17 protein-coding genes and 1 pseudogene are annotated in these 22415 nt (G+C 65.1%); 7 read left to right on the top strand and 11 right to left on the bottom strand.

The genetic code is table 11. The features are described 5' to 3' along the window. Nucleotides 1-96 precede the first annotated feature (96 nt). Both CR103_RS11300 and CR103_RS11295 read left to right on the top strand, forming a co-directional pair. Nucleotides 97-1881 carry an autotransporter assembly complex protein TamA gene (locus tag CR103_RS11300; RefSeq protein ID WP_229443018.1) on the top strand — a complete coding sequence of 595 codons (1785 nt, stop codon included), beginning with the start codon at nt 97-99 and terminating at the stop codon, nt 1879-1881. Beyond that, nucleotides 1881-6425 carry a translocation/assembly module TamB domain-containing protein gene (locus CR103_RS11295; protein WP_099916086.1) on the top strand — a complete coding sequence of 1515 codons (4545 nt, stop codon included), beginning with the start codon at nt 1881-1883 and terminating at the stop codon, nt 6423-6425. Before CR103_RS11300 ends, CR103_RS11295 begins: the two co-directional genes overlap by 1 nt. 182 nt (nt 6426-6607) lie before the next feature. Here CR103_RS11295 and CR103_RS22645 read toward each other — a convergent pair whose 3' ends face one another. Then, nucleotides 6608-6772, bottom strand: coding sequence for a hypothetical protein (locus CR103_RS22645; RefSeq protein WP_180279354.1), 165 nt, complete (start codon nt 6770-6772; stop codon nt 6608-6610). Nucleotides 6773-7313: 541 nt separating this feature from the next. Between CR103_RS22645 and CR103_RS11290 the strand changes: the two are divergent. From CR103_RS11290 to CR103_RS11285, 3 genes and pseudogenes are all read left to right on the top strand, one after another. Then, a pseudogene (locus CR103_RS11290) lies at nt 7314-7806 on the top strand (Hcp family type VI secretion system effector). Between the two features lies 1 nt (nt 7807). Then, nucleotides 7808-8221, top strand: a complete 414-nt coding sequence (locus CR103_RS24105; RefSeq protein WP_143752582.1) for a BPSL0067 family protein — start codon at nt 7808-7810, stop codon at nt 8219-8221. A 3-nt stretch (nt 8222-8224) separates the two neighbouring features. Continuing rightward, nucleotides 8225-8674, top strand: coding sequence for an STY0301 family protein (locus tag CR103_RS11285; RefSeq protein WP_099916085.1), 450 nt, complete (start codon nt 8225-8227; stop codon nt 8672-8674). Nucleotides 8675-9394: 720 nt separating this feature from the next. On the opposite strand, the gene CR103_RS11280 is transcribed toward CR103_RS11285, so the two are convergent. Then, entirely contained in the window at nt 9395-11839 is a 2445-nt protein-coding gene (locus CR103_RS11280; RefSeq protein WP_099916084.1) for a S9 family peptidase, read from the bottom strand. Nucleotides 11840-12000: 161 nt separating this feature from the next. Here CR103_RS11280 and CR103_RS11275 point away from each other — a divergent pair, with 161 nt between their 5' ends. Next, nucleotides 12001-12618 carry a CcdC protein domain-containing protein gene (locus CR103_RS11275; RefSeq protein WP_229443011.1) on the top strand — a complete coding sequence of 206 codons (618 nt, stop codon included), beginning with the start codon at nt 12001-12003 and terminating at the stop codon, nt 12616-12618. 41 nt (nt 12619-12659) lie between these two features. Here the strand turns inward: CR103_RS11275 and CR103_RS11270 are convergent, their stop codons facing one another. From CR103_RS11270 to CR103_RS11250, 5 genes are all read right to left on the bottom strand, one after another. Continuing rightward, nucleotides 12660-15488 carry an AAA family ATPase gene (locus CR103_RS11270; protein WP_099916083.1) on the bottom strand — a complete coding sequence of 943 codons (2829 nt, stop codon included), beginning with the start codon at nt 15486-15488 and terminating at the stop codon, nt 12660-12662. An 8-nt stretch (nt 15489-15496) separates the two neighbouring features. After that, entirely contained in the window at nt 15497-16252 is a 756-nt protein-coding gene (locus CR103_RS11265) for a hypothetical protein (RefSeq protein WP_099916082.1), read from the bottom strand. Continuing rightward, entirely contained in the window at nt 16245-17624 is a 1380-nt protein-coding gene (locus CR103_RS11260) for a hypothetical protein (RefSeq protein WP_229443010.1), read from the bottom strand. Before CR103_RS11260 ends, CR103_RS11265 begins: the two co-directional genes overlap by 8 nt. A 164-nt stretch (nt 17625-17788) precedes the next feature. Beyond that, nucleotides 17789-18550, bottom strand: coding sequence for a DUF3108 domain-containing protein (locus CR103_RS11255; protein ID WP_099916081.1), 762 nt, complete (start codon nt 18548-18550; stop codon nt 17789-17791). A 1-nt stretch (nt 18551) separates the two neighbouring features. After that, nucleotides 18552-19658: a DUF3108 domain-containing protein gene (locus CR103_RS11250; RefSeq protein WP_099916080.1), complete on the bottom strand. Its 1107-nt coding sequence runs from the start codon at nt 19656-19658 to the stop codon at nt 18552-18554. A 152-nt stretch (nt 19659-19810) separates the two neighbouring features. Between CR103_RS11250 and CR103_RS11245 the strand changes: the two genes are divergently transcribed. Beyond that, entirely contained in the window at nt 19811-20497 is a 687-nt protein-coding gene (locus CR103_RS11245; protein WP_099916079.1) for a PhaM family polyhydroxyalkanoate granule multifunctional regulatory protein, read from the top strand. Nucleotides 20498-20515: 18 nt separating this feature from the next. Here CR103_RS11245 and CR103_RS11240 read toward each other — a convergent pair whose 3' ends face one another. From CR103_RS11240 to CR103_RS11230, 4 genes are all read right to left on the bottom strand, one after another. Continuing rightward, the gene (locus CR103_RS11240) at nt 20516-20731 is read right to left on the bottom strand and encodes a hypothetical protein (RefSeq protein ID WP_099916078.1); all 216 of its coding nucleotides are present in this window, start codon (nt 20729-20731) and stop codon (nt 20516-20518) included. Nucleotides 20732-20870: 139 nt separating this feature from the next. Further along, nucleotides 20871-21398 (bottom strand): hypothetical protein, encoded by a 528-nt coding sequence (locus tag CR103_RS23995; protein WP_307719700.1) that lies wholly within the window; start codon nt 21396-21398, stop codon nt 20871-20873. Beyond that, nucleotides 21320-21829: a response regulator gene (locus CR103_RS23990; protein ID WP_307719699.1), complete on the bottom strand. Its 510-nt coding sequence runs from the start codon at nt 21827-21829 to the stop codon at nt 21320-21322. Before CR103_RS23990 ends, CR103_RS23995 begins: the two co-directional genes overlap by 79 nt. Then, nucleotides 21826-22359 carry a sensor histidine kinase gene (locus CR103_RS11230; RefSeq protein ID WP_099916077.1) on the bottom strand — a complete coding sequence of 178 codons (534 nt, stop codon included), beginning with the start codon at nt 22357-22359 and terminating at the stop codon, nt 21826-21828. The genes CR103_RS23990 and CR103_RS11230 overlap by 4 nt, the downstream gene beginning before the upstream one ends. Nucleotides 22360-22415 lie beyond the last annotated feature (56 nt).

Genomic DNA, 22415 nt, shown 5'->3' with positions numbered 1-22415 from the left:
TTTCCCGAATGGAGCGACATGTTTCTCGCACGACCAAACCACCGATCCCTGCCAGCGCCCCGAATTCTGGCACAAATCGGCGTGACCGTGTTCACCATGCTGGCCAGCGCCAGCGCGTACGCGCAGGGCGTCAGCTACACGGTGCGGATCGACGCGCCGCGCCCGCTCGAAGAACTGCTGCAAGATAACCTCGACCTGGTGCGCTGGCGCGGCAACCCGCGCCTGGACCGCGACCAGTTGCAGCGGCTTGTCAAAAACACGCCGGACCAGGTGCGCACCCTGGTCGCCACCGAAGGCTATTATTCGCCGAACGTCACGGCGGCACTGAACACCAGCGGCGCCGCACTGGAAGCGCGGGTGATGGTCGACCCGGGCCAGCCGGTGCTGGTGGGCGACGTCGACCTGGTGCTGCAAGGGTTCGAGCCGTTGGCGCCGACCAGCGTCAAATTCGACGCCGACGCTTTGCGCCGCCGCTGGAGCCTGGGCGTCGGCCAGCGCTTTCGCCAGGCCGACTGGGAAGTGGCCAAGCGCAACCTGCTGCGCCAGGTAATGCAGACACGTTATCCGCGCGCCCAACTGGTCGAATCGAACGCCACGGTCGACCCGGACATGCGCCGTGCGCTGCTGCGCGTGGTCGTCGACAGCGGCCCCGAAGTGCAGCTGGGCGGCCTGCGCATCGAAGGGCTCAAGCGCTACCCGCCCACCGTCATCACCAACCTGAACCAGATCAAGCCGGGTGACGAATACGACGAGGCGACGCTGCAGGCGTTCCAGGCGCGCCTGCAGGACACCGGCTACTTCAGCGGGGTCGAGGTCAGCGCCGACATGAGCGCCCTGCTCGACGAATCGATCGAGACCATGACCGACGAGCAAAAGGGCGCCGCGCCGAACGCGCCTGCTGCCGCTGCCGCTGCCGCCGGCCCGGTCACCACCCCGGTGCTGGTGCGGGTCACCGAAAACAAGCAGAGGAACGTTGCCGCCGGCCTCGGTTACTCGACCAACACCGGCAACCGCGCCCAGCTGACGTACGACGACCTGAACGTGCGCGGGCTGCGCCTGAAAAGCAAGCTCATTTTCGAGACGCTGCGCCAGACCGCGCGCGCCGACTTCTATTTTCCCACCACGCCGAAAGGCTACAACGACAGCTTCGGCGGCGGCTTCGAGCGCAACGACCTGCGCGGCGAGCGCACCAACGTGACGACAGTGGCCGCGCGCAGGTCTTGGGGCTCGCCGCTGCTCGAGCGCAGCCTGACCGTCGAAGTCCTGCACGAGAAGCGCCAGGTCGACGACCTGCCGGAAACAAGCAGCAAGAGCGTGCCGCTGACCTATAGCATCACCAGGCGTGCGCTCGACAACCTGCTCTCGCCCACCAGCGGCTACGTCTTCAACGCCCAGTTCGGCGGCGCCGTGCTGCCGGTGCTCACCGACGAACGCTTCCTGCGCGCCACCGGCCGCTTCGTCAACTTCCGCCCGATCGGACCCGCCGGCACGCTGGTCCTGCGCGCCGAGGCCGGCGCCGTCGTCTCGAAGCGCAAGCTCGGCGTGCCGAGCACGTTCCTATTTCGCGCCGGCGGTGACCAGTCGGTACGCGGTTACGCCTACCAGGAACTGGGCGTGCTCGAAAGCGGTGCCATCGTCCCCGGACGCTACCTGCTCACCGGCAGCGCCGAATACCAGTACTGGTTCAGGCCGCCATACGGCGTCGCCGTGTTCGTCGACGCCGGCAATGCCGCCGACTCGCTGCGCGACCTGCGCCCAAAAGCCGGCTACGGCATCGGCGCGCGCTGGCGCAGCCCGGTCGGCCCGATCAACGTCGACGTTGCCTACGGCCAGGCGGCCAAGCAAGTCCGCCTGCACTTCTCACTTGGATTCACTTTCTGATGGCCGCTACCGATACCCCGCCGCATCCACCCGCAGGCAAGGCGCTGCCACCGGTCCGGCCACGGCGCTGGCCGCGCCGGGTCGCCGTCGGCGTCGTCGTCACCGGCGCGCTGCTGGCCGGCGCCTACTGGTACCTCGGGCGCGAATCGACACTGCAGACGCTGGCGCAGAAAATCGCCTCATCGAGCGGCGGCAATATCGTCATCACCGGCGTCAGCGGTTCGCTGTACGGCTCGATGCACCTCGGCCACGTGGTGTTTCGCAGCCCCGACCAATTGATCACCGGCGACAACATCGACATCTCCTGGTCGCCGTTCCAGTACCTGTCGAAAGGCATCGCTATCAACCAGCTGCGCGTGGCCAGTCTCACCATGCAGACGCTGCGCGACAGCGGCCCGGCCAAGATGCCTGCAAGCCTGGCGCCGCCGTTCGAACTGGCGATCCTTGACGCGCAACTGGCGAAGCTGACGATGATCCCGCTCGCGCCTGCCGGCACCAATGCGGCGACCACTTTGGGCGCCAAAGGCGCCCCCCCTGTCGGCACGGTGCTGTCGGACGTGCGCTTCAAGCTGCATGGCAACACTCGCCAGTGGCTGTTGGAGGACGCCAGCGCGACGACGCCGGTCGGCCTGGCAAAGGCGAACGGCAGCATCGGCGTGAACCGGCCGTTCAAGCTCGACGCCACGGCCAGCCTGACCGGATCGACGCCGCAATCAACGCCGCAATCGACGCCGCAATCAACGCTGAAAAGCGGTCAGAAACCGGCGCAATTGAACCTGCGCGCCAGCGGCGACCTGACCGCCACCGAGCTGGCAGCGAACGGCCAGTCGGGCGCGGCCAGCGGCGACGCCACATTCTCGCTGGCGCCGTTCGAGCCGATCGCGCTGCGTGCGCTGACGATCAACGGCCGCGGCATCGACCCGGGCTTTTTCAATCCGGCCCTGCCAAGCGCCGACCTGACGATCGCGATCGCGGCGCGCATTGGAGCCAATCGCGACGTCGCCGGCAGCGTCAGCGTCGACAACGCGGGTCCGGCCGGCACCCTCGACAAACAGCGCCTGCCGCTGCGCGCGATGCGCGGCAAGCTCGAAGGCAGCTTGAGCGCGCTGCAAATGAGCGACGTGCTGGTCGACTTCGGCGTGGCCGGCAAGTTTACCGGCGCCGGCACGGTGGCGCGCACGGCCGAGGACAATGGCATCGGGACCGCCGAATTCGCGCTGCACACCGACCGCCTCGACCTTAAAATGTTGCACAGCCGGCTCAAAAGCACCAGCATCGCCGGCGACATCAAGGTGGCCAATGCCGGCGCCACCCAGACTTTCACCGCGCGCCTGGCCGAGTCCGGCATGCGGTTGGACGCCCTCGCCACGCTGACCGACAACCTGCTCACCGTCGAGCGGGCGCAGCTGGCTGCCGGCACCGGCAGGATCGACCTGGCCGGCACCGCCGCCCTCACCGGCGAGCAGGCTTTTAAAATCACCGCCAACGCCGCGCACTTCAATCCGGCGTCGTTCGGCGACTATCCGCAAGCCGACATCAACGCCGGGATCAACGCTAAAGGCAGTGCGAACGCGGCCGGCGATGCTGCCCCGGCGTGGAACGTGGCGGCCGATTTCGCGCTGCGCCCGAGCCGGCTGTTCAACCAGCCGTTGTCGGGAAAAGGCAAGTTCGACGCCGACGCCGCTCACGTCAGCAACGTCGTCGCCACCCTGGCGCTGGGCCGCAACACGGTCGACTTGCGTGGCAGCTTCGGCGCGCCGGGCGAACGCCTGCTGTGGAAGGTCGACGCCAAACAACTGAGCGCCGCGCGCGCCGACCTGTATGGCGTGGTGAGTGCCAACGGCGCCGTCACCGGCACCCTGGCCGCGCCGCGCACCAGCTTTGTCGTCGACGCCACTGGCCTCGGCTGGGCTGCCGGCACCCGCAAGGCCGACAACGGCCTGCTACACGCCAGCGGCGAAGCGTGGCTGACGCCAGCTGGCCCTGGCCGCGTCGTCGAACTCAAAACCAGCGGCAGCGCGCAGCGCTTTAATCCGGCTGCCTTCGGCTCGCCCCTGGCAGGCAGCATCAACGGCAGCTTCGACGCCAGCGGGCGGCTGGGGCCCGACTGGCGCGGCGCGGTGAACCTGGCCTTGCAGCCGTCGACGCTGTCGAACGCGCCGCTGTCGGGTTACGCAAAATTGACTGTTGACAAGCAGCGAGTGTCGAATGCCGACGTCGACCTGCACATCGGCCCCAACGTACTGGCTGCCCGCGGCAGCTTCGGCGCCGCGGGCGACGCGCTCGACTGGCGCATCGACGCCGGCCAGCTGGTCGCGCTCGGCCCCGATTTCAGCGGCGCTTTGAAAGGGTCGGGCAGGCTGTCAGGCAGCATGCAGGCGCCGGCGTTGAAACTCGCGTTGGAGGGACAAAATCTGCGCCTGCCCGGCAAGCACCAGGTCGGCTCGCTGCGCGCCAGCGCCAGCGTTGGCAGCGGACAAGGCGCGGCCGATCCGTTTATTAGCGACGTCGAAATCACCAACTATATAGGTGGCACAAGCGGCGCAGCTACCCGGGTCGCCAATGCCCGCCTGCAAACCACCGGCACCCGCGGCGCTCATACCATCCAGCTCAGCGGGCGCGGCGAGAACTTCAACGCGCTCGTCGACGTGCACGGCGGCTGGAACGCCGGCGCCTGGACCGGCAGCATCGACAAGCTGCAAAACACCGGCCGCTACGCCCTCGCGCTGCAGGCGCCGGCGCCGCTGCGCCTGGCCGGCGCGCCTGGCTCGGGCGTGATGGGACTGGCGCGGCCCGGGCAGATTTCGCTGTCGAACGCGGTGATCAAACTGCCCGAGGGCAGCGTCACTGTGCAGTCGCTGGAAAAGAACGGCGCGCGCTGGACCAGCAAGGGCATCGCCACCGGCGTGCCGCTAAACTACCTGGCGCAATTTTCGCAAGGGATGCGCGACAACCTGTCTGGCGACCTGACGCTGGGCGCGCAATGGGGGCTCGACATGACCGGCGCGCAAGTGGCGGGCGGCGCGCCGGCCTTGAGCGGCATGGTTCACGTGTTCCGTGAAAAAGGCGATCTGGTCGCCGGCACCGACGTGCCAGTGGCGCTCGGCCTGCGCCAGTTAGATGCCCGTGCCGACGTCGCCGGCGGCGTCCTGCGCATGCAGGTGGACATCGACGGTGCGCGCGCCGGCCGTGCCAGGGTCGACGCTACCGCGCAGATGGTGGCCGGCCGGCTCGGCAACGACAGCCCGCTCAAGCTGAGCGCCAAGGGCGACATGGGATCGATTGCCTGGCTCGCGCCCTTGACCGGCCAGCCGGCGCTCGAACTCGACGGCACGCTCAAGTTCGAGCTGGCCGGCGCCGGCACCGTCGGCGCGCCGAGCCTGAACGGCAGCGTGAGCGGCGACAACCTCGCGCTGCGCTGGACCGACCAGGGCGTCAAGCTGCGCAATGGGCAACTGCGGGCGCAACTGGCGGGCGACCAGTTGCTGCTGCAGCGCTTGAGCTTCGATGGCGTGCAGGGCCGCGCAATCGCCGATGGCGCGGTGCGCTTCGCCGGCGGCGAGGCGAGCATGAACCTCAAACTCGTGGCCGACAAGCTCGAGATACTGTCGCGTCCCGACCGCACTCTCGTCATCACCGGCCAAAGCACGCTCACGCGCGACGCCAAGCGCTTTGCGCTGGAAGGCAAATTCAGGGCCGACCGCGCGCTGGTCGAACTGGCGCCGCAAGGCCGTCCGGTACTGTCAGATGACGTCGTCGTGCTCGGCCGCGGCAAAGCCGGCCTGCCGGTCAAGGAAGCGCCATCGATGCCGCTCACGGTCGACGTCGAGGCCGACCTGGGCGACGCTTTCCGGCTGCGCGGCATGGGCGCCGACGTCGAACTGGCCGGCGTGTTGCGGATCCGCGCCGCCGGTGGGCGGGCGCCGCGTGCCAACGGCACCATCCGCGTCGTCAGCGGCAAGTACGATGCCTACGGCCAGAAGTTGTCGATCGAACGCGGCGTGCTCAGTTTCAGCGGCCCGCTCGACAACCCGTCGCTCAACCTCCTGGCGGTGCGCAAGCGCCCCGAAGCCGAGCAACTGAGCGAGACGAATGTCGAAGCCGGCGTCGAAGTGCGCGGCACCGCCTTGGCGCCGGTCGCCAAGCTGGTGTCGACGCCGTCAGTGCCGGATAGCGAAAAGCTGTCATGGCTGGTGCTGGGCCACGGCATGGAAGGCACGTCGGGCAATGAAGCGGGCGTCCTCAGCGCCGCCGCGGGCGCGCTGTTGGGCGGCAAAGGCGGCAGCGGCGGCTTCCAGTCGCGCCTGGCCAATTCGCTCGGCGTCGACGAACTGGGCCTGTCGCAGGCCAAGGGACTCGAGTCGACCGTGGTCACGGTCGGCAAGCGGATTTCGTCGCGCGCCTTCTTGAGCTTCGAGCAAGGCGCCACCACCGCATCGAGCCTAGTCAAACTGCGCTACAAACTCAATCCGCGCATCACGCTGCAAGTGCAGACCGGCACGAATACAGCGTTCGACGTACTGTATTTGTGGGCGTTCGATTAGCGCCTTGCGAGCAGCTGAACGAGACGATCGGCTTCGGGTCGTCGACCGGCGAGAGGTCAGACCCGATTTTGCTTCTAAAGGGTCTGACCCAGGTTGAGCTGAAGCCGGCAGACCCGATATTCAAGCGGTCCGATAGATCCTTATCTCGGCTTCATACCTGCCATCATCCTCATCGTTACCGATCAGGTGAACGAGACGATCGGCTTCGGGTCGGGCACCGGGTCGTCGCCCTGCGGGGTGTGGACCGGCGGATGGTGGGGGTGGGGATTGTCGAACGGCTCGGGCGTCGGCTCGTCGGCCGGCACCGGGTCGGGCGCGCGGTGCGCCTGGATAACTGATGGATTCATGGTCGTCGCTCCCGTTGGTTGAGGGTTGACGTTACCATAATTGGACGGCGGGGACCGGTACGGAAGGGCAAGGAGGCGGGCGTGCGCTGCAGGCTGAAGCCAGGTCGGATCGCTCAAAAGAAAAATCTTATCCGTGGGCTTTAGCTCAACCGGGGTAAGGTTGAGATGGTCCCGATTTGGTAAATATCCTAATAAAGGACAATATGGCCTCGAGGGGTTCCATGAAGAAACGGTTAAGCGCCTCACCCCCCTTAAAGATGCAACTTGTACTTTTTGAAAAACGCTCATTCGATATTTAAACCACCAACTCTCCACCTAATCGAGATACCGATTAGTGCCGGCACAGCGTCAGTCCGATAACGAACCGAAAGACTTGTTTTGCACTACGCTTGCGAATGCTCAAGCGCGAAATGCAAGCGCGCGAACACTCCATGCATAAAGTTTCGTCAAAGGGGCGGCGCCAATAAGTTTATTGCGCATGAGCAATTTGCCGGGAGAATACCGCCCAATAATAAGGAGTGGCCAATTCTACGGAGGAACTATGGCGATCGACGTGTATCTGCACATCGAAGGCATCAAGGGCGAATCGACTGACGACCGGCACAATGGCTGGATCGAGTGCCAGTCGGTAAACTGGGCCATGTCCCAGCCGGAAGAATGCGACATCGTCCACAGCAGGCGGGCACTCGGCCGAGCGCTGTGACATGACCGATATTTCTCTCATCAAGATCGCCGACCTGTCATCGCCGCTGCTGATGCAGAGCTGCGCGTCCGGGCGCACTCTTCCGAAGGCCAAATTCGAGTTCTTGCGCGCGGACGGCGCCGGTGAGCGGGTGCTTTACTTTGAAATCGAGCTGACCAGCGTCCTCATTGCCCACGTTGCGCCCGCGATCGAGCCCGGTGCAATCCTGACCGAACTGGTGGGAATCAAGTTCGCCAAAGTGAAGTGGAAGTATTCACAGCAGAAGGTCAGTGGCGGCTCGGCCGGCAATACGGCCGGCGGCTGGGACTTGTCGAGCAACAGGATTTGCTAAGATGCCCTACATCTACCCAGGTGTGAGTACCCTTGGCGGTACCCCGAAAGTGGGGAATACTGAGTGCGTCGCGCTCGTCCAATTCTACGCTGGAGTGCCAAATCACCGCGCATGGAAGCCCGGAGATAAAGTGCTGGATAATTCTAATATCCGACCAGGAACTGCGATCGCAACATTCGTTCACGCCCGCTATCCAAACAAGGAAACCGGCAATCACGCTGCGCTTTTTATGCGACACGGCGCGCCGGGAACAGGGTTTTGGGCAATGGGTCAGTGGTCGGACAAGCTGGACCAAAAGCCGCGGCCCGTTAAGGAGCAATTCATCCCTGCGCGTCACATGAAGCAGAATACGGACGGGTCTTGGTGGAACGCCAGCAATACCGCTGAGGCTTTTTCTACCATCGAATCGAGGTGACGAATGAGCGTGCTGACCATGCTCCGAAATATTTTCATCGTGCTGGCGATTGGATGGTGGGCAATGCACGATGCCCACGCTACCGAGCAGCGCATCGCATGTCCGAAGGAGCTCCCGCGCGAGGCCATTCAGATAACCCGCTCGCCAGCAGGGTGGCAGGGCTTCGTGCCTTTCGAGTATAGAAAGGCTGTGCTGCTGACTGGAGCCGGCCTGATGTACGGCCCGCCATCGATGATGGCAGAGCAGAAACCGTCAGGTGCCGGCCGGCAATCCGAGGCCGTGTGGACGGACATGCGGCCAGGACCAGAGGGAAATTGGATGGCCTGCTTCTACGGCGAGGGGCAAGATTTTATCCTATCCCAGCGGCTCCCCGATTCGACCAAGGAGTGCCGGATCGCCTATTCCAGGGACGCGAAAAAACGCTACAAAATGGATATACGCTGCCGATCGTAGCCTTGCGGGTTTCCCCGCGCAATGTAGACGTCGCCAAGCCCGCGCAAATGGCCGTAAAATTCGATTCGATTCGATAGTCTGAAAAACTGTCACTTGTGCAACGAGTTCCAAAAAGGCACTTTCAAGGGGATCGAACAATAGTGAATCGCCAGCGCATCGCGCGCCAGTGAATTGCATGCTTTGTGCGAGCAGGGGGCGCAGCGTGAACCGGACATTATCCTTCCGGAGTGGACTTGGGCACTTGCCCCCTGATACGCCTAATGCTGCAGGCCGACGTTAGCAATCGGCCACTATCGAAATGGCGGCAAGCCACCGCGGAAAGCCCAGGCGACGCCATATCGCCCGGGCTTTTTTATGGGCCGACTCAGTAGACGCCGCTCATCACACCGAATTCAACGCGAGAGCGGTGACTGATAAGGTAGCGCAACGGGGCAGGACCGGGTGTGCGCTGCCGGCCGATGCAGGGTCGGAGCGCCTGAAATACCAGGGCTGCCGGCTTCGGCGCAACCCGTGACTTGGCGTTCCCGTCAGACGAGGACGCCAAGCCCCTAAAAAACAAAACCAGGGCCTGCCCCAGGTTTGCAGAAGCTCAACCGGGGTCGGATACGTTGAAAGCGCTATCGGGTCTGCCGGCTTCAACGCAACCGGGGTCAGACGGGGACGCCGAGCCCCTAAGAAAACAACACCGGGGTCTGACCCCTTGCCTGCGCCTACCTGACCCTACTTGGCGTTCTTGACGTATTTGTCGAGCCAGGCGTTGGTTTCGTGCAGCATCTGCATGATCGATTCGCGCGCGCGGTAGGCGTGGCTCTCGTTGGGCAGCATTACCAGCCGCGCGGTGCCGCCCAGGCCTTTGATGGCCTGGAACATGCGCTCGCTCTGGATCGGAAAGGTGCCGGGATTGTTGTCCTGTTCACCGTGAATCATCAGCATCGCGTCCTTGATCTTGTCGGCGTTATTGAACGGCGACATGGCGTGGTAGACCTCTTGCGCCGTCCAGAACGGCCGCTCTTCCGACTGGAAGCCGAACGGCGTCAACGTGCGGTTGTAGGCGCCGCTGCGCGCGATCCCGGCGCGGAACAGACGGGTGTGCGCCAGCAGGTTGCCGGTCATGAAGGCGCCGTACGAATGGCCGCCGATGGCGATGCGGTGGCGTTCTGCCACGCCGCGCCGCACCACTTCGTCGACCGCCGCCTGGGCGTCGGCCACCAGCTGCGCCAGGTAGGTGTCGTTCGGTTCGGCGTCGCCGGCGCCGACGATCGGCATCGATGGGTTGTCCAGCACCGCGTAGCCCATCGCCAGGAAGGCCGCCGGACCCCAGAAGCTTACCGCATTGAAGCGGTACGGCGAACCGGTGGTCTGGCTGGCCGCGCTGGCGCTCTTGAACTCCTGCGGATAAGCCCACATCAGCATCGGCAGCGGGCCGTCGCGCCTGGCCTCGTAACCGGGCGGCAGCAGCAAGGTCGCGGTCAGGTCGACGCCATCGGCGCGCTTGTAGCGGATTTGCTCTTTTTGCACGTCTTTCAGTTGCGGCGTCGGATGCGGGAAACGGGTCAGCGCCGTCAGTTGCGCCGCGCCGCTTTGTGTCAAATCGCGCACGAAAAAATTTGGTCGTTCAAGCGGCGACTCGCGCGTCGTCAACAAGCGCGTGCCGTCGTCGTTCAATACCGAGACGATGTTTTCGTAAAATGGCGCGCTGCTCTGGAACAGACGCTCCTTCTTTTTGGTGGTAAGACTGAAGCGGTCGATGAACGGCCGGTCGCCGTCGTTCGACGCGCCGGCGCCATCTAACAAGATGGTGGCGTCAGGCCCGATCAGCAGGCGCGGCAAGCCGGCGGCGTCGGGCTGCATCACCGGGTGGCCGGGATTGTTGTAGCGGTCCTCGGCCGAGTAGGCGAACACCGGTTCGGGCTTGGCTTCCGGCTGGTCCGGCGCGATGCGCCACGTCTTGACCGCGCGCGTCTTGTACCAACCTTCCGACAGCAGGGCCAGGTCGCCGCGGCCCCACTGGATGCCGTCGAAACGCGAACCTAATTTCGCCAGCACCACCGGCTTGTCGGCGAACGGCGCCGCTTGCGCGTAGACGATGTCGCGGATTTCCGCCACTATTGCCGGGTCGCCGCCGTCTTGCGCTTCGGCCCATACCAGCGTGGCCGGCGCATCGACGCGCCAGCTGACATCGCGCACGCCGGTCGATACCGCGTCGTTCCCCGGCGGCAGGCCTTCCTGGAGCGGCTTGTTCGCCACCAGGTGCACCGCCTTGCCGGACAGGTCGCGCACATCGATGCGGCGGGCGAAACCGGACGCCGGCACCACGTACGAAAAGGGCCGCTGCATCGCCTGCGTCAGCAGGTACTTGCCATTTGGCGCCACGCGCGCGCCGATGAACAGATCGGGCGCGCCGATCATCCGGGTCTTGCCGGCCAGGTCGACCAGCGCCAGTTGAACGGTCGCGTAATGTTCGAACAGTTTTGCGTCTTCCTCGTTCTTGAGCAGGTCGGGATAGGTACGCAACTGGCGCGCACCAAGGTTCGCCTGGCTGTCCTGGGTGGCGGGACCGCTCGGAATGCCTGTCGCCAAAGGCACCTTGCCGATGGCGGCCGGCTTCAGGTTGACCAGCAGGGCGCTCGAATCGGGCAGCCAGCTGAAACCGGCGCCGGCGACGTACGACATCGGCTGGTGAGTGAGTCTTTTTGCCATGCGGGTAGCGATATCGACCAGCCACAGCTCGACCTTCGATTCGGCGGTCTTGTCGGAGTACGCCACATGGGTGAACGCCAGGTAGCGCTGGTCCGGCGACCAGGCGCTGTCGGCCAGGCGCAATGGCGCCGGCAGGCCGCCTACCTTGCTTTCGGCCTGCGTGCCGACGTCGAGCAAGGCGAGGTCAAGTCCGAAGCTGAAGCGACTCGGCGAATAGGTGCGCGGATTGATGCGCATGCCGGCCAGCTTCAGTTCAGGCTGGGCCACTTCATTGATGCCCGGCAACGCCGGGGTGGCAATCATGGCGACCAGATTGCGCCTCGGCGACAGGCTCATGCCTGGTGCGCGCGGCGCGTCGACGATTGCCTGCAGCGGCGCCGGCGGCAGCTGGTATTGGGCGTACGCCTGCGGCATGGAGGCGATCAGGGAAAGAGTAAGCGGCACGATAGTGAAGTGTTTTTGCATGGATGGTCCCCGTATGATACGCCGTCGTGCGCGGCGTGTTTTGGATCACGCATGTTGCGCATTCGTGGACACCTTGTCAATCGATGAAGTAGTCGCATGGCCGCCGCGGGCGCCGCAAGCGCTACAGTCGGCGCGTTCTGTCGATTACAATGGCGCCGTCGATGTCCGGCGTCCTTGCCGGCGACTACATGACGTACGCGGCCCGCTGCGCCGGCAGGGCGGCGCCCCCCTATTGCCCTTGCCACATGAAATCCGAATCGATGAACCTGACCACCCTGGCCCTGCTGGTACTGACCCCGTTCCTGGTATGGCGCGTCTACTCGCGCTTGAAGACGATGATGGCGCGCCAGCGTTCGATCATGTCGCGCCACTGGACCGGGCTGGGGGTGTTCCTGGCGATGGTGCTGGTGCCGGCGTCCGAACTGGTATCGCGCCCGCCGATGCTCGGCTGGCTGGCGCTCGGCGCCGTTTTTGGTGTCGCCTACGGCGTCTGGGGCCTGCGCCTGACGCGCTTCGAGGATACCGACGAAGGCTGTTACTTCACGCCGAACGCGCGCCTCGGCATCCTGATCGCGATGCTGTTCACCGCCCGCATCCTGTACCTCGGCTTCGAGATGTACGCGAACCAGGGCAGCAACACGCCGCCGCCGCGGTTTACCGACAGCTTGCTGACGATGCTCGCGGTTGGGGTGACCGGGGGATATTTCGGCACGTTTTCGGCAGGGGTGCTGCGCTGGCGGTTGAGGTTGAAAAAGGCGGCGAAGGCGGGACTGCCGTAAGCTGCATCGTCCTGGCGAACGTTCGCCAGGACGACGCAGCTTCACGCTGCCGTTTTCACCGGTGCCGCCACCCGCCGCTGCAGCACAAAAATCGGCTGCGCCCACGGCGCGTCCTTTTTCTTCTTGCTGGTAATTAAAGTCAGCTCGGACGGGTCGTAGACGTCGGTATTGTGCGTCAGCGGCGTTGTCATCAGGTATTGCGCCTCGGTGTTCTTGAGGAACTCGCCGACCAGCTGGATGTTGCGGATGTCGAGGTGGGCGAACGGTTCGTCGATGAAGACAAAACCGCCGGAACCGTCTTCCGACTTCAACAAGCCGATCAGCAGCACCAGCGACTTCATCACCTGCTGCCCGCCTGACGCCTCGCCGTCGTTCATCCCGATCTGGTCCTTGCCGTCGAACTTGAAGCGCACGTGCAAGCCTGCCTGCGACAATTGCACGTCGTCATTCTCCAGCCGCACCGGGTCGGCATGGACATCGATGCCGGCCAGTTCGCCCAACTCCTTGATGTTCTTGCTGTAGGCCTTGACGGTGTAGCGCAGCCGCTCGATGTAGGCGCCGCGCGCATTGCCGGTCGCCTCGATGGCACGGTTGTTCTGGTAGCGTCGCTCGTCGGTTTCATTCTGGCGGCCCTGCAGCTGTTCGCCGAGGCGCCCGTGCTGGTCGATAACGGTGGCGTCGAGTTCCCAGTCGTCGCGCGCCAGGCTGTGCTGCAGCGACGACACGCGCAGGTCGACCTGGTGGGCGTTCTGGTGTTCGGCCACCAGCGACGCCCGGCGCGCCGGGCGGCGCCAGGAGTACGGCAGGTGGCGCCAGGCGCGGCGCAGTTCGGCCAGCGTTTTCGCGTGCTCGACGCGTTGCTCGATCTGGCGCTTGTGGCCGAGGCGCAGCCCGGCTTCGGCTTCCGACAAGGCCATGCGGGCGTTTTGCCACACCGTGTCGGCGCGGGTGCGCGCAACGATGGCGGCCTTGGTCAGCGCCTGCAGTTCGCCCAGGCGCGAACCGACAGTCAAGCGTTCGGCTTTCAAGGGCACGCTGTTGCGCGCCGCTTCCTCGAATTCGGCGTGGCGCGCCGCCAGCTCCTTGGCCGCGTCGACGCCGGCGATGCGCGCCTTCAGCGCGCCCACTTCGCCAGCCAGTTTGCTGATTGCCAGCGTCAGCGTATCTTCCTGCGCTTCGAGCGCCGGCAGCGAGCGCAGCAAAGCTTCGAGGCGCCCGGTGCGGCCGGCCTGGCCAAAACGATAACGCGATGCTTCGACGAACAGCGAGCGCCCGCCGCGCCGTTCGCGGTGGTAGGCGTCCGGTGTGATCCATTCGTCGGTCGACAGTTTAAAACCGGCTTCGACCGAATCGACGCGGTCGATGCGCGCCAGCTGGTCGATCAGCCACGACGGCGCCGGCGCCGAGAACCGCACCACCGACAACAGGCTGTCGTCTTTCGAGACCGGGGCGCTGACGCACTCGGGCACGATGAAGTGGCGATAGCGCTCCCTCTCGGCCAGCTTGTAGGCGGCGGTGGCGTCTTTCGAATGCTCGAGCAGCACCACCGACGCATAACCGCCAAGCACGCCTTCGACCGCGCCCTGCCACTTGGCGTCCGTCACTTCGACGATGTCGGACAGCATCGCGTGGGCGATGCCGGCGTCGCGCAGCGCCCGGCGCATGCCGCGCACCGCTTCCGGTTCCGGCATCGCGCTCTTGCCCTGCAGCGCCGAGACGGTCGATTTGTCGCCGGCGATGCGTGAAGCCAGCGTATCGCGCGCGCCCTTCTGACGCGCCAGCTCAGCCTCTTTGGTGTCTAACTGGGCCGCTACTTCGGCGATGTCGGCGCCCGCATCGGCCGCCAGCTTGCGCAAGCGCTCTTTCTGTTCAAGCAAGCCGTCGAGCGGCTTGAGTTTGCCGTTCACCTGCGCCAGGCGGCTTGCCAGCACCGCCGCTTCCTGTTCGAGCAGGGTTTCCTGCTGCTGGGCGTCGGTCAGCGCGCGAACCTGGCTGGCCAGCGCGTTGCGCTTGTCGATCAGCTGCGAGTCGGCCTGCGCCATCGGTTTGCGGGCGTCGCGCAGCTGGCGGCTGGCCGCGCCGGCCTTTTCGCGCGCCTCGTGGTATTCAAGGCTCGGCAGCACTTCCTCGAGCAGGTTGCGGCGCTCCTTGTGCAGGTCTTCCCACTGGTGGAAATTGGCCACCCGCAGGCGCAGGCCTTCCAGGTTGGTGCGCGACGCTTCCAGCTCGGTCTCGAAGCGCTTCAGCTCCGTTTCGGTATCGCGCTGGTGGCGCTTGGCTTCATCGTAGGCGTCCAGCACCTCCTTGTCGCCGAACACCTGGAACACCAGGTCGAGCAGCTGGCGCGGCGCATATTCGCACAGCTTGTCGGTCTCGCCCTGCTCGAGCGCCAGCACTTTCGCCATCGCCGGCGACAGGCCGGCATTGGCCAGGCGCTTGCGGTAGTTCTCGACGCCGAGCCAATCGCTGGCATCGGCCACTTCCTCGATCTGGATATTCCCCGGGCGCATCAGATACTGGCGCTTCCAGTCGCCGCCGTTTTTCTGGATCTGGCAGAACAGCGTCACTTCGTCGTCGCTGAAAAAGCCCGAGCTGCGAAACGGCCGGTTCGACAGCTGGCGCCCGACCGCCTTGTTGTCGACCACGGCGCGGATCCACGCGTTTTGCTGGCCGGAGTGGCGCGCGTAATGCTTATAGGTGCGGCCCATCGAGCAATCGAGGCCGAACAGGGTGCGCAGCGCATCGAGCAAGGTGGTCTTGCCGGAGCCGTTCTGGCCGGCGATGGTAATGATCTTGGCGTCGAGCGGAATGTTTTTGATGCGCTGCCAGTAATCCCAATGGACCAGTTCTAGCGATTTGATGTGGAACATGGCGGCTCTCAGGTTGGGGTGTCGGCGGGATCGAAGGGATCAAAGGGTTCAATGGGTTTAACATCGGCCTCGGCCTCGGCATCGACCGCAAGGCCGGCCACCGGATCGGCGCTCACCGCGCGCGGCACCGCCACCATGATCGGCGCGCGCTTGAACACGTCGGCCAGTGCGCCGTTGATGATGCGCTCCTTGAGCGTGTCGGTATCCATCATCAGGTCGAGCAGCGGACCTTCCAGAATCAGATCGGCGCGCCGCTCGATGAAACCGAGCTTGGCGAGCGTGCCGAGGTTCATGTCCATCCGGGTTTTTTTGCCCAGCTTGTCGCCGAAGTCCGACAGCAGCGCGGTGTACGAGATGCCGATCGAGGTGTCTTCGGCACGCGGCATCGGGCGGTCTTTGTCGAACAGGTCGTTCTGGTCGTCGTCGGCGTTCTGGTGGGTTTCCTGGCGTTCGCGCTTGGGCAGGATGATCTGCGCCCACAGCACCACCAACAGCGCCACGCCGTCGCGCGTGAGGCCGAAGTTATTGTTTTGCCAGATGTCCTTGGCGCCGAAAATCTTCGGCTCGACCGCGCGGTGCAGCGCCAGCGTGACGTGGTCGGCGTAGACGTTGTCCAGCAACTTGAGGCCCGACTCGAGCAGACGCTTGTCGACTTCGGCGCGAAACAGTTCGTCCGACAGCACGCGCTTGACCATCTTGTCGTCGCGGCGCAGCGTCTGGTGCGTGAGCAGGCGCGCAATCAGGATCTGGGAATCGTCATTCATCGAACGGGCCGCTTTCGAGGTCTAGTGAGAGGGTGGCCAGCGACATGGCGGCGACGTGCGGATCGTTCAGCTCGACCATGTCGTCGGTGGCGGCAAACGTGATCGGCAGGCGCGCCAGTTGCGCGGTGGCGCCTTGCAGGCTCGCTTCGGCGACGTCGCCTAACAGCGGCAGCAGCGAGGCGCGGTACGAGGCGATGGCAAAACTGGCCGGCAGCAGCGAATCCTGGATCGGCACCGACTTGGGGCCGTGCCCGGAAAAGCTGGGAAAATTGCCGAGATTGGCAAAGTCCGACAGGCGCGCCAGCCAGTCGTCGAGTTCGACCTGGATCGCCGGCGCGTCGTTGACGGTGAGCGGCGCATCTTCGCCCGTCGGCAGACAGGCCGGGCCGGCCACGCTGCTGCGCTCGGCCAGCAGTTCGGTTTCGGCGACGTCGATCATCTCGGCCGGGGTGCCGAACAGCGGCACCAGCGGGCGGTCGATCGCGCCCCGGGCCAGGCTCGACAAGTCGTCGTGCGCCAGCAGCCAGCGCTTGACGTCGGTAGTCGACAGCCCGGACTGGCCAAGGTGTACGCGCTGGCGCTCGATCTGGTTCAACGCGCGCGAAAACATGCCTTGCATGTTCAGCAGCGCGCTCTGGGCGCGGCCGATGGCCTGGGCCGCCTTGTGAGTGGCGGCGTCGGCGCGTTCGTCCGAAGTGATCGCGCGCAGGATCAGCGAGCCTTTTTCGACCCAGTCGCAGGCCATGTGCCACTTCGCCTGCGAGGTGCGCAGCCGGAATTCGGAGCCGGAGGCGATCGCATCGCGGAACTCCTCGGTCAAGTCGACCAGGCGCCCCAGCAGGTGCTTGAGCTGCTCCACGGTGACGCCGCCGACGGCCTGCGCGCCGGCCACTTGCGACAGCAAAAAGCCCATCTCGGCCTGGTCCTCGGCGGCGCCCATCGACAGCAGCGTGTCGAGCGCGGAGAGAACGTTGCGCGCCATCGGCGTGACGCGGTAGACCCCGGCTTGCGCGTCCCAAGCCAACAGGCCGTGCGAGCGCAGGCGCGTGAGCACGGTCTCCAGGCTTTCGGGGATCAGGTAGGCCAGGCGCTGGTTAATGTCGGCGCGAGAGAAGGCCGAAGCGGTGCTGTCGGCGGCCAGTTCGCGCAGCACCAGCAGGCGAATCAGCACGCCGTCGGCGCCGCCGTGGAACAGCGCGGTGAACGCCTGCAAGGTCGGCTGGGCGCGCTTGAGGTGGAAAACCTGCTCGATTTCGTCGGCGGAAATGCCGGCGTGGAAGTGCGCCTGCAGCGAATCGGCGGCGGCGGCGGCGTCCTGTCCCGCTGTCGGTGAATCCGCGGCCAAGGCCGCACCTGCCGTAATGTCGATCATCGTGTTCGGGGTACCCGTGTCATACGCGCCGAACCGTCGCCCTGGAGGGACGAACACCAGCTCGCTCGCGGGGCGTCAGTATATCAGCTAGGGCTGAGCCGCCAGGGAAAAAAGGCGCTTGAAAAAAGAGCAAGCAAAAACCCGGTTATTGTCGAGCGTATGCCTTATTTCTTGACGATCTTGTCGAGCGTCTGGTCGATGAATTCGTCGTCGCTGTCGGAAAAACGCAGCCGCACCGGATACCACTCGTGGGACGGCGCCAGCCAGATGTCGAGCGTCTGGCCTTTCGAATCGGGCGGCGGCAGTTTGACCAGGTGCAGCGCCGCGACCGGCCCGAGCCCGGTGCGCACGTTTTCCCGCTTGACGACCTTGAAGGTCCACGGCTCGGCGTCGCGCCGGCCGGCGACAAAAAACGTCCATTCCGAGCCGGGGATGAATTTTTCCGGCGCGGCGCGGGCGACACCGACCAGTTGCCACGACACGCTGGTGCGGTCCTGCTCACCACCCTTGATCGGATACGTCTGCTTGTCTTCGGTAAAGCTGATGGTCTTGCCGGCGCGGTCGAACGTCGTCGTCCACGGTTCCTTGCGGAGGCGCTTTTCGTAAAACTGCACGGGGGCGATGCCGAAACTGTCGATCACGCCTTCGCTGCGGCTTTCGACGATGCTGCCGAACAGCTTGGCGCGCGTATCGGCGCGCAGCGTGTACGCGGCGCCGCTGAGGCGCCAGCTGACGAGCGCCTCGCCGCCGATCGAAAAACCTTTTTGGCGCGCTTCGATCGTGTAGCTCAGGTCGGCCGAGGGCGGCAGGTCGACCGGGCGCTTGATGGCAACGTGTTCGGCCGCGCCGGCGCCAGGCGCCGTCGCTGCCAACGCAATTGCTACAATCAAGCCGCCGGCAAGATGGTTGATTAATTGACTTCGCATCTTAGAATTCCGCATCCGTTATGACTATCTTGTTGGCCGTCTGGGTCGTTACCGCCCCGCTCGCTTCGATGTTCCTGATCTGTACCGGATACCAGCCGTAATCCGGCGCCAGCCAGATGTCGAGGCGCGAGCCATAGGCGCCGGCCCTCGGCGGACGCGACAGATGCCAGGTCGGCAGCTTGCCAAGCCGGGTATCGAGCAATTCCTGCCCCAGCACGACAAAGCGGTACAGGCTGGCGTCGCGGTCTGCGCCCACCGGCACCTCGATGCCGCCGTCGATCTGGCCGCTGCCAGCGCGCGCGATCGCTGCCAGTTGCAGCGGCAGCGTCGCCTTGTCCTGCGCGCCGGGCAGCAGCGCGGCCGCAGAGCCGTTTGAAAACGTGATGCGCCCGTCGCGCTCGCTAAAATGCGTTGTCGTCGGCGCGCGACCGCGGCGTTTTTCGATCAGCGTCGCTGGCGCGAAGCCAGTCTCGCCTACCTTGCCTTCGCTTTCCAGCACCACCAGGTTAATCCTCGTTACCAGCACGCGCACCCCCGCTTCGACCCGCATGCGATAGCTGTCGCCATCGAGACGCCACGCGATGACCGCTTCGCCGGACCAAGCCGTGCCGTCGGCGTCGGTACGCGCGACGTCGAGCGTGATGCTGGCCGAAGGCGGCATGTCGACGCGGTACGGCTGCGGCTGCGGCTGCGCCAGCGGCGCTGCCGCAGGCAAGGCCGGCTGCGGCTCGGCAGATTCTGCAGATTCTGCGGATTCTGCCACCGCGCCAGCGGCCGCGATGGCAGGCCCGCCCGCCTCGACAGTTATCGGCTGTTCCGATTGTACGTCCGATACAGTTTCGGCAGCGCCGCCTTGGCGTGACGCGAGCGCCCCGCTCGCCGCGGGTTTGGCCGCTGTCGCCGGCAGTTTGCGCACCCGCTGCGGTTCCGGCGACGGCGCCGCCACCAAACGCACCTGTATCGCCACCGGCAAACGAGGTTGCGGCCGCGTCCCGGCCGCGCCGATGCGCGGCGCCGTCCACCACAGCGCCGCCACATGCAGTCCTACCGACAAGGCGCACAGCCCCAGCGCACGGCGGCGGCTGGAAAGGAAGAAAGCGATGGTCATGCAAACAGTCTAACGTGTCCGGCGCCGAAAGTTGGCCTGGAGCGCGTCTGCGGCGCGGGGCGGCGGGCCGCAGACGCGCCGTTACACGCAACATCTTTGAACCGATGTTAGTTATCTGCTACGCTAGAGCCTACATAAAATGGAGAGTCACCATGCCTAATTCTCAAATGCCCAATGTCCCCGGTGTTACCGACACGCTCGACTTCGTCAAGAACCTGTGGGGCAGCATGGGTGTGCCGGGCATGTCCATTCCCGGCCTCGGCGCGCCGACGCTGTCGGTCGACGACTTGGACAAGAAAATTGCCGACCTGAAAGCGGTCGAATCGTGGCTGAATGTGAATGTGTCGATGTTGCGCGGCACGATACAGGCGATGGAAATCCAGCGCGGCACCCTCGCCACCCTCAAGTCGATGGGCGCAAGCCTGGCCGACGCCATGAAACAGCCCGGCGCGGACCAGAAATCGGTGCTGGCAGCGTCGCCCTTCGGCGCCTTCTTTGGCCAGCCGGCAGCCGCGGTGGCGCAAGCGCCCAAGCCGCAGGGTCAACCCGCCCAGGCGGCCCAGGCTGCTGAAGCGCCCCCTCCCGTCGGCGCGCCCCTCATGCCCGATGCGACGCTGTGGTGGAATGTACTGCAAGATCAGTTCACGCAAGCAGTGTCGGGCGCGATGTCGCCCGACACCATGGCCAATGCCGGCATCAAGATGCAGGACGCCGCGGCGAAGATGACTGCGGCGGCAACGTTCAAGCCGGCTGCGGGGGACAGGAGCGCAGACGCCGGAGCGGCCGATGCGGGGGCGAAGCCGAAGGCGGCGAAACCGAAGCCGCCCGCCAAGAGCTGATTGGCTGCAGCTACAGCGTCACGCCAAGCGCAGGATCCGGATCGATTCGATCAGTCCGTCTTCCTGGCGCTTGACGCTGGAAATCGAAATCAGGCCTTCATCGGCCATCTGCCGGGCTTTCTCATGGGTTTGCTGGAATGACGCCACCGTGTCGCCCTTGGCCGACACCGGACGGATCCACGCCGTGCCGCCGACCTTCATTTTTTCGTAAACTTCCATTGCGATATCGCGCATTCGTTGTGCCTTTCTTGAACATGGGTATTGACCCACAAGGTTTGCAGTTTATCACCAGAGCGGATGGCGCGCGGGACGGCAGGCATTATCCGATTGCCGGCAGGGTCCGGCCGGCAGGAATGAAGACAGACGCGCCCGGCTAATCGGCCGGATCGCTGTCCGGCCCAGCCACCGGCGCCAGCCTGGCAAGCTGCTCCATCAGCTGGGCAAACCGCTGCTGCCCAGGCTGGATCCGGTCGACGTGCATCAGCACGTCGAGGGCCTCGGCCGCCAGCGCCTCGTCGTCGCCAATCTGCTGTAGGTGCGACAGCAAGATCTGCGCCGCATTGAACAAGATGCGCAGGTTGTTGGGCAGCAGGCGGCGCGCATGGCGCATCCACGCCACCGCGTCAGCCAGTTTGCCGGTCTTCCACAGCAGCACGCCCTGGTTCATCAGGTCGGACGCTTCTTTTTTCGACGAGCGGATCAGCGCCATCCCCTCCTCTCCCATGCGGGCCTTGTCGAAAATTTTCTGCACCTCGTCAAGCAGCAGGCTGTTGTCGTGATTGTTGCGCGTCACGTAGCACAGCAGCTCGACCGGCGCTTCTTTCACGCCGACCGCCAGCAGCAAGGTCGCCATCGCCAGGCAGGTTGGCGTGTCCGGGCGCGCGGCGTTCGCGTCAAGCAATTCCTCCAGCTCGTCGCCGGCCTTGCGCGCACGCCGGAAGTCGCCGCTTTCGTGGTGGACCAGGCCTTCGGTGATCTTGAATAGGCATCGGGCTGGCGCTCGGCCGCGCCGATCACCGATTCGACGCTTTTTTCGGCCGACACCATCATCCACACGCTGCTTGGCAGCAGGTAGTTGCGCATGCGCGCCTCTTCCAGCACCTGCTGGCCGTTTTTGCCTTCACCGAGGTTGTAGTCGCATAGCACCACGTCGTAGCGGATGTGCGCCAGCAGCGCAATCGCTTCGCCGCCGCTGGACGCCTGGCCGATATTTTTTGCCGCCAGGTTGCGCAGACTTTCGCGCAGCAGCTGGCGGATGCCGACGAAGTCATCCACCACCAGGTAGCTCTTGGCGGCCCAGTCGACCTGCTCGATGGCGCCCATGGCACTCATGGCAAGGTCAGTACAAAGCAGCCGCCGCCGTACGAGCCGCCGTTTTCCAGCCGCAGCGCGCCGTGGCGCTCGCGGTGCTTGTGCATCTTCGCCACGTCACTGGAGAAATACAGGCCCAGGCCGGTGCTGACCCCGCTCATGGCCGAGGCGCCCGCCTCCAGCATCGCCGCCGGGTAACCTGGGCCATTGTCCTCGACCCGCAGTTCGAGGCAGCCGTCGACGGTGGCGATCGCCAACCGGATGGTGTCGGCAGTGTAGTCGATGGCATTGTTGATGGCGTGGCCGAGCACGCCGATGACCAGGTGGCCGATCGCCAGCAGCTGCATCAGGTTGTCGTTGAGGCGACGGGTCTGGTACAGCATGTGCGCCATTTTCGAATACGCCGGCCCGACGGGGGGCGAAGCGTCGTCCAGCAAGCCTTCGAGCGTGCCCGACAGCACACTGATGACATTTTTCATGTCATGCACGGTCGACGCAAGGAACAGGAAAATCTCGTTCGAACCTGCGGTATCGGTATCGGTATCGGCCATCGTCCATCGTCAGGAAACCTCCGACCGGCCGGCGCCCGATGCGAATATTACCGTGA

This window comes from Massilia psychrophila, assembly GCF_002760665.1.
In the GTDB taxonomy this organism is placed as follows: domain Bacteria; phylum Pseudomonadota; class Gammaproteobacteria; order Burkholderiales; family Burkholderiaceae_D; genus JAFCUW01.
Note: the sequence above shows the minus strand (reverse complement) of the source record. Positions and strands in the feature narration are given on the sequence as shown.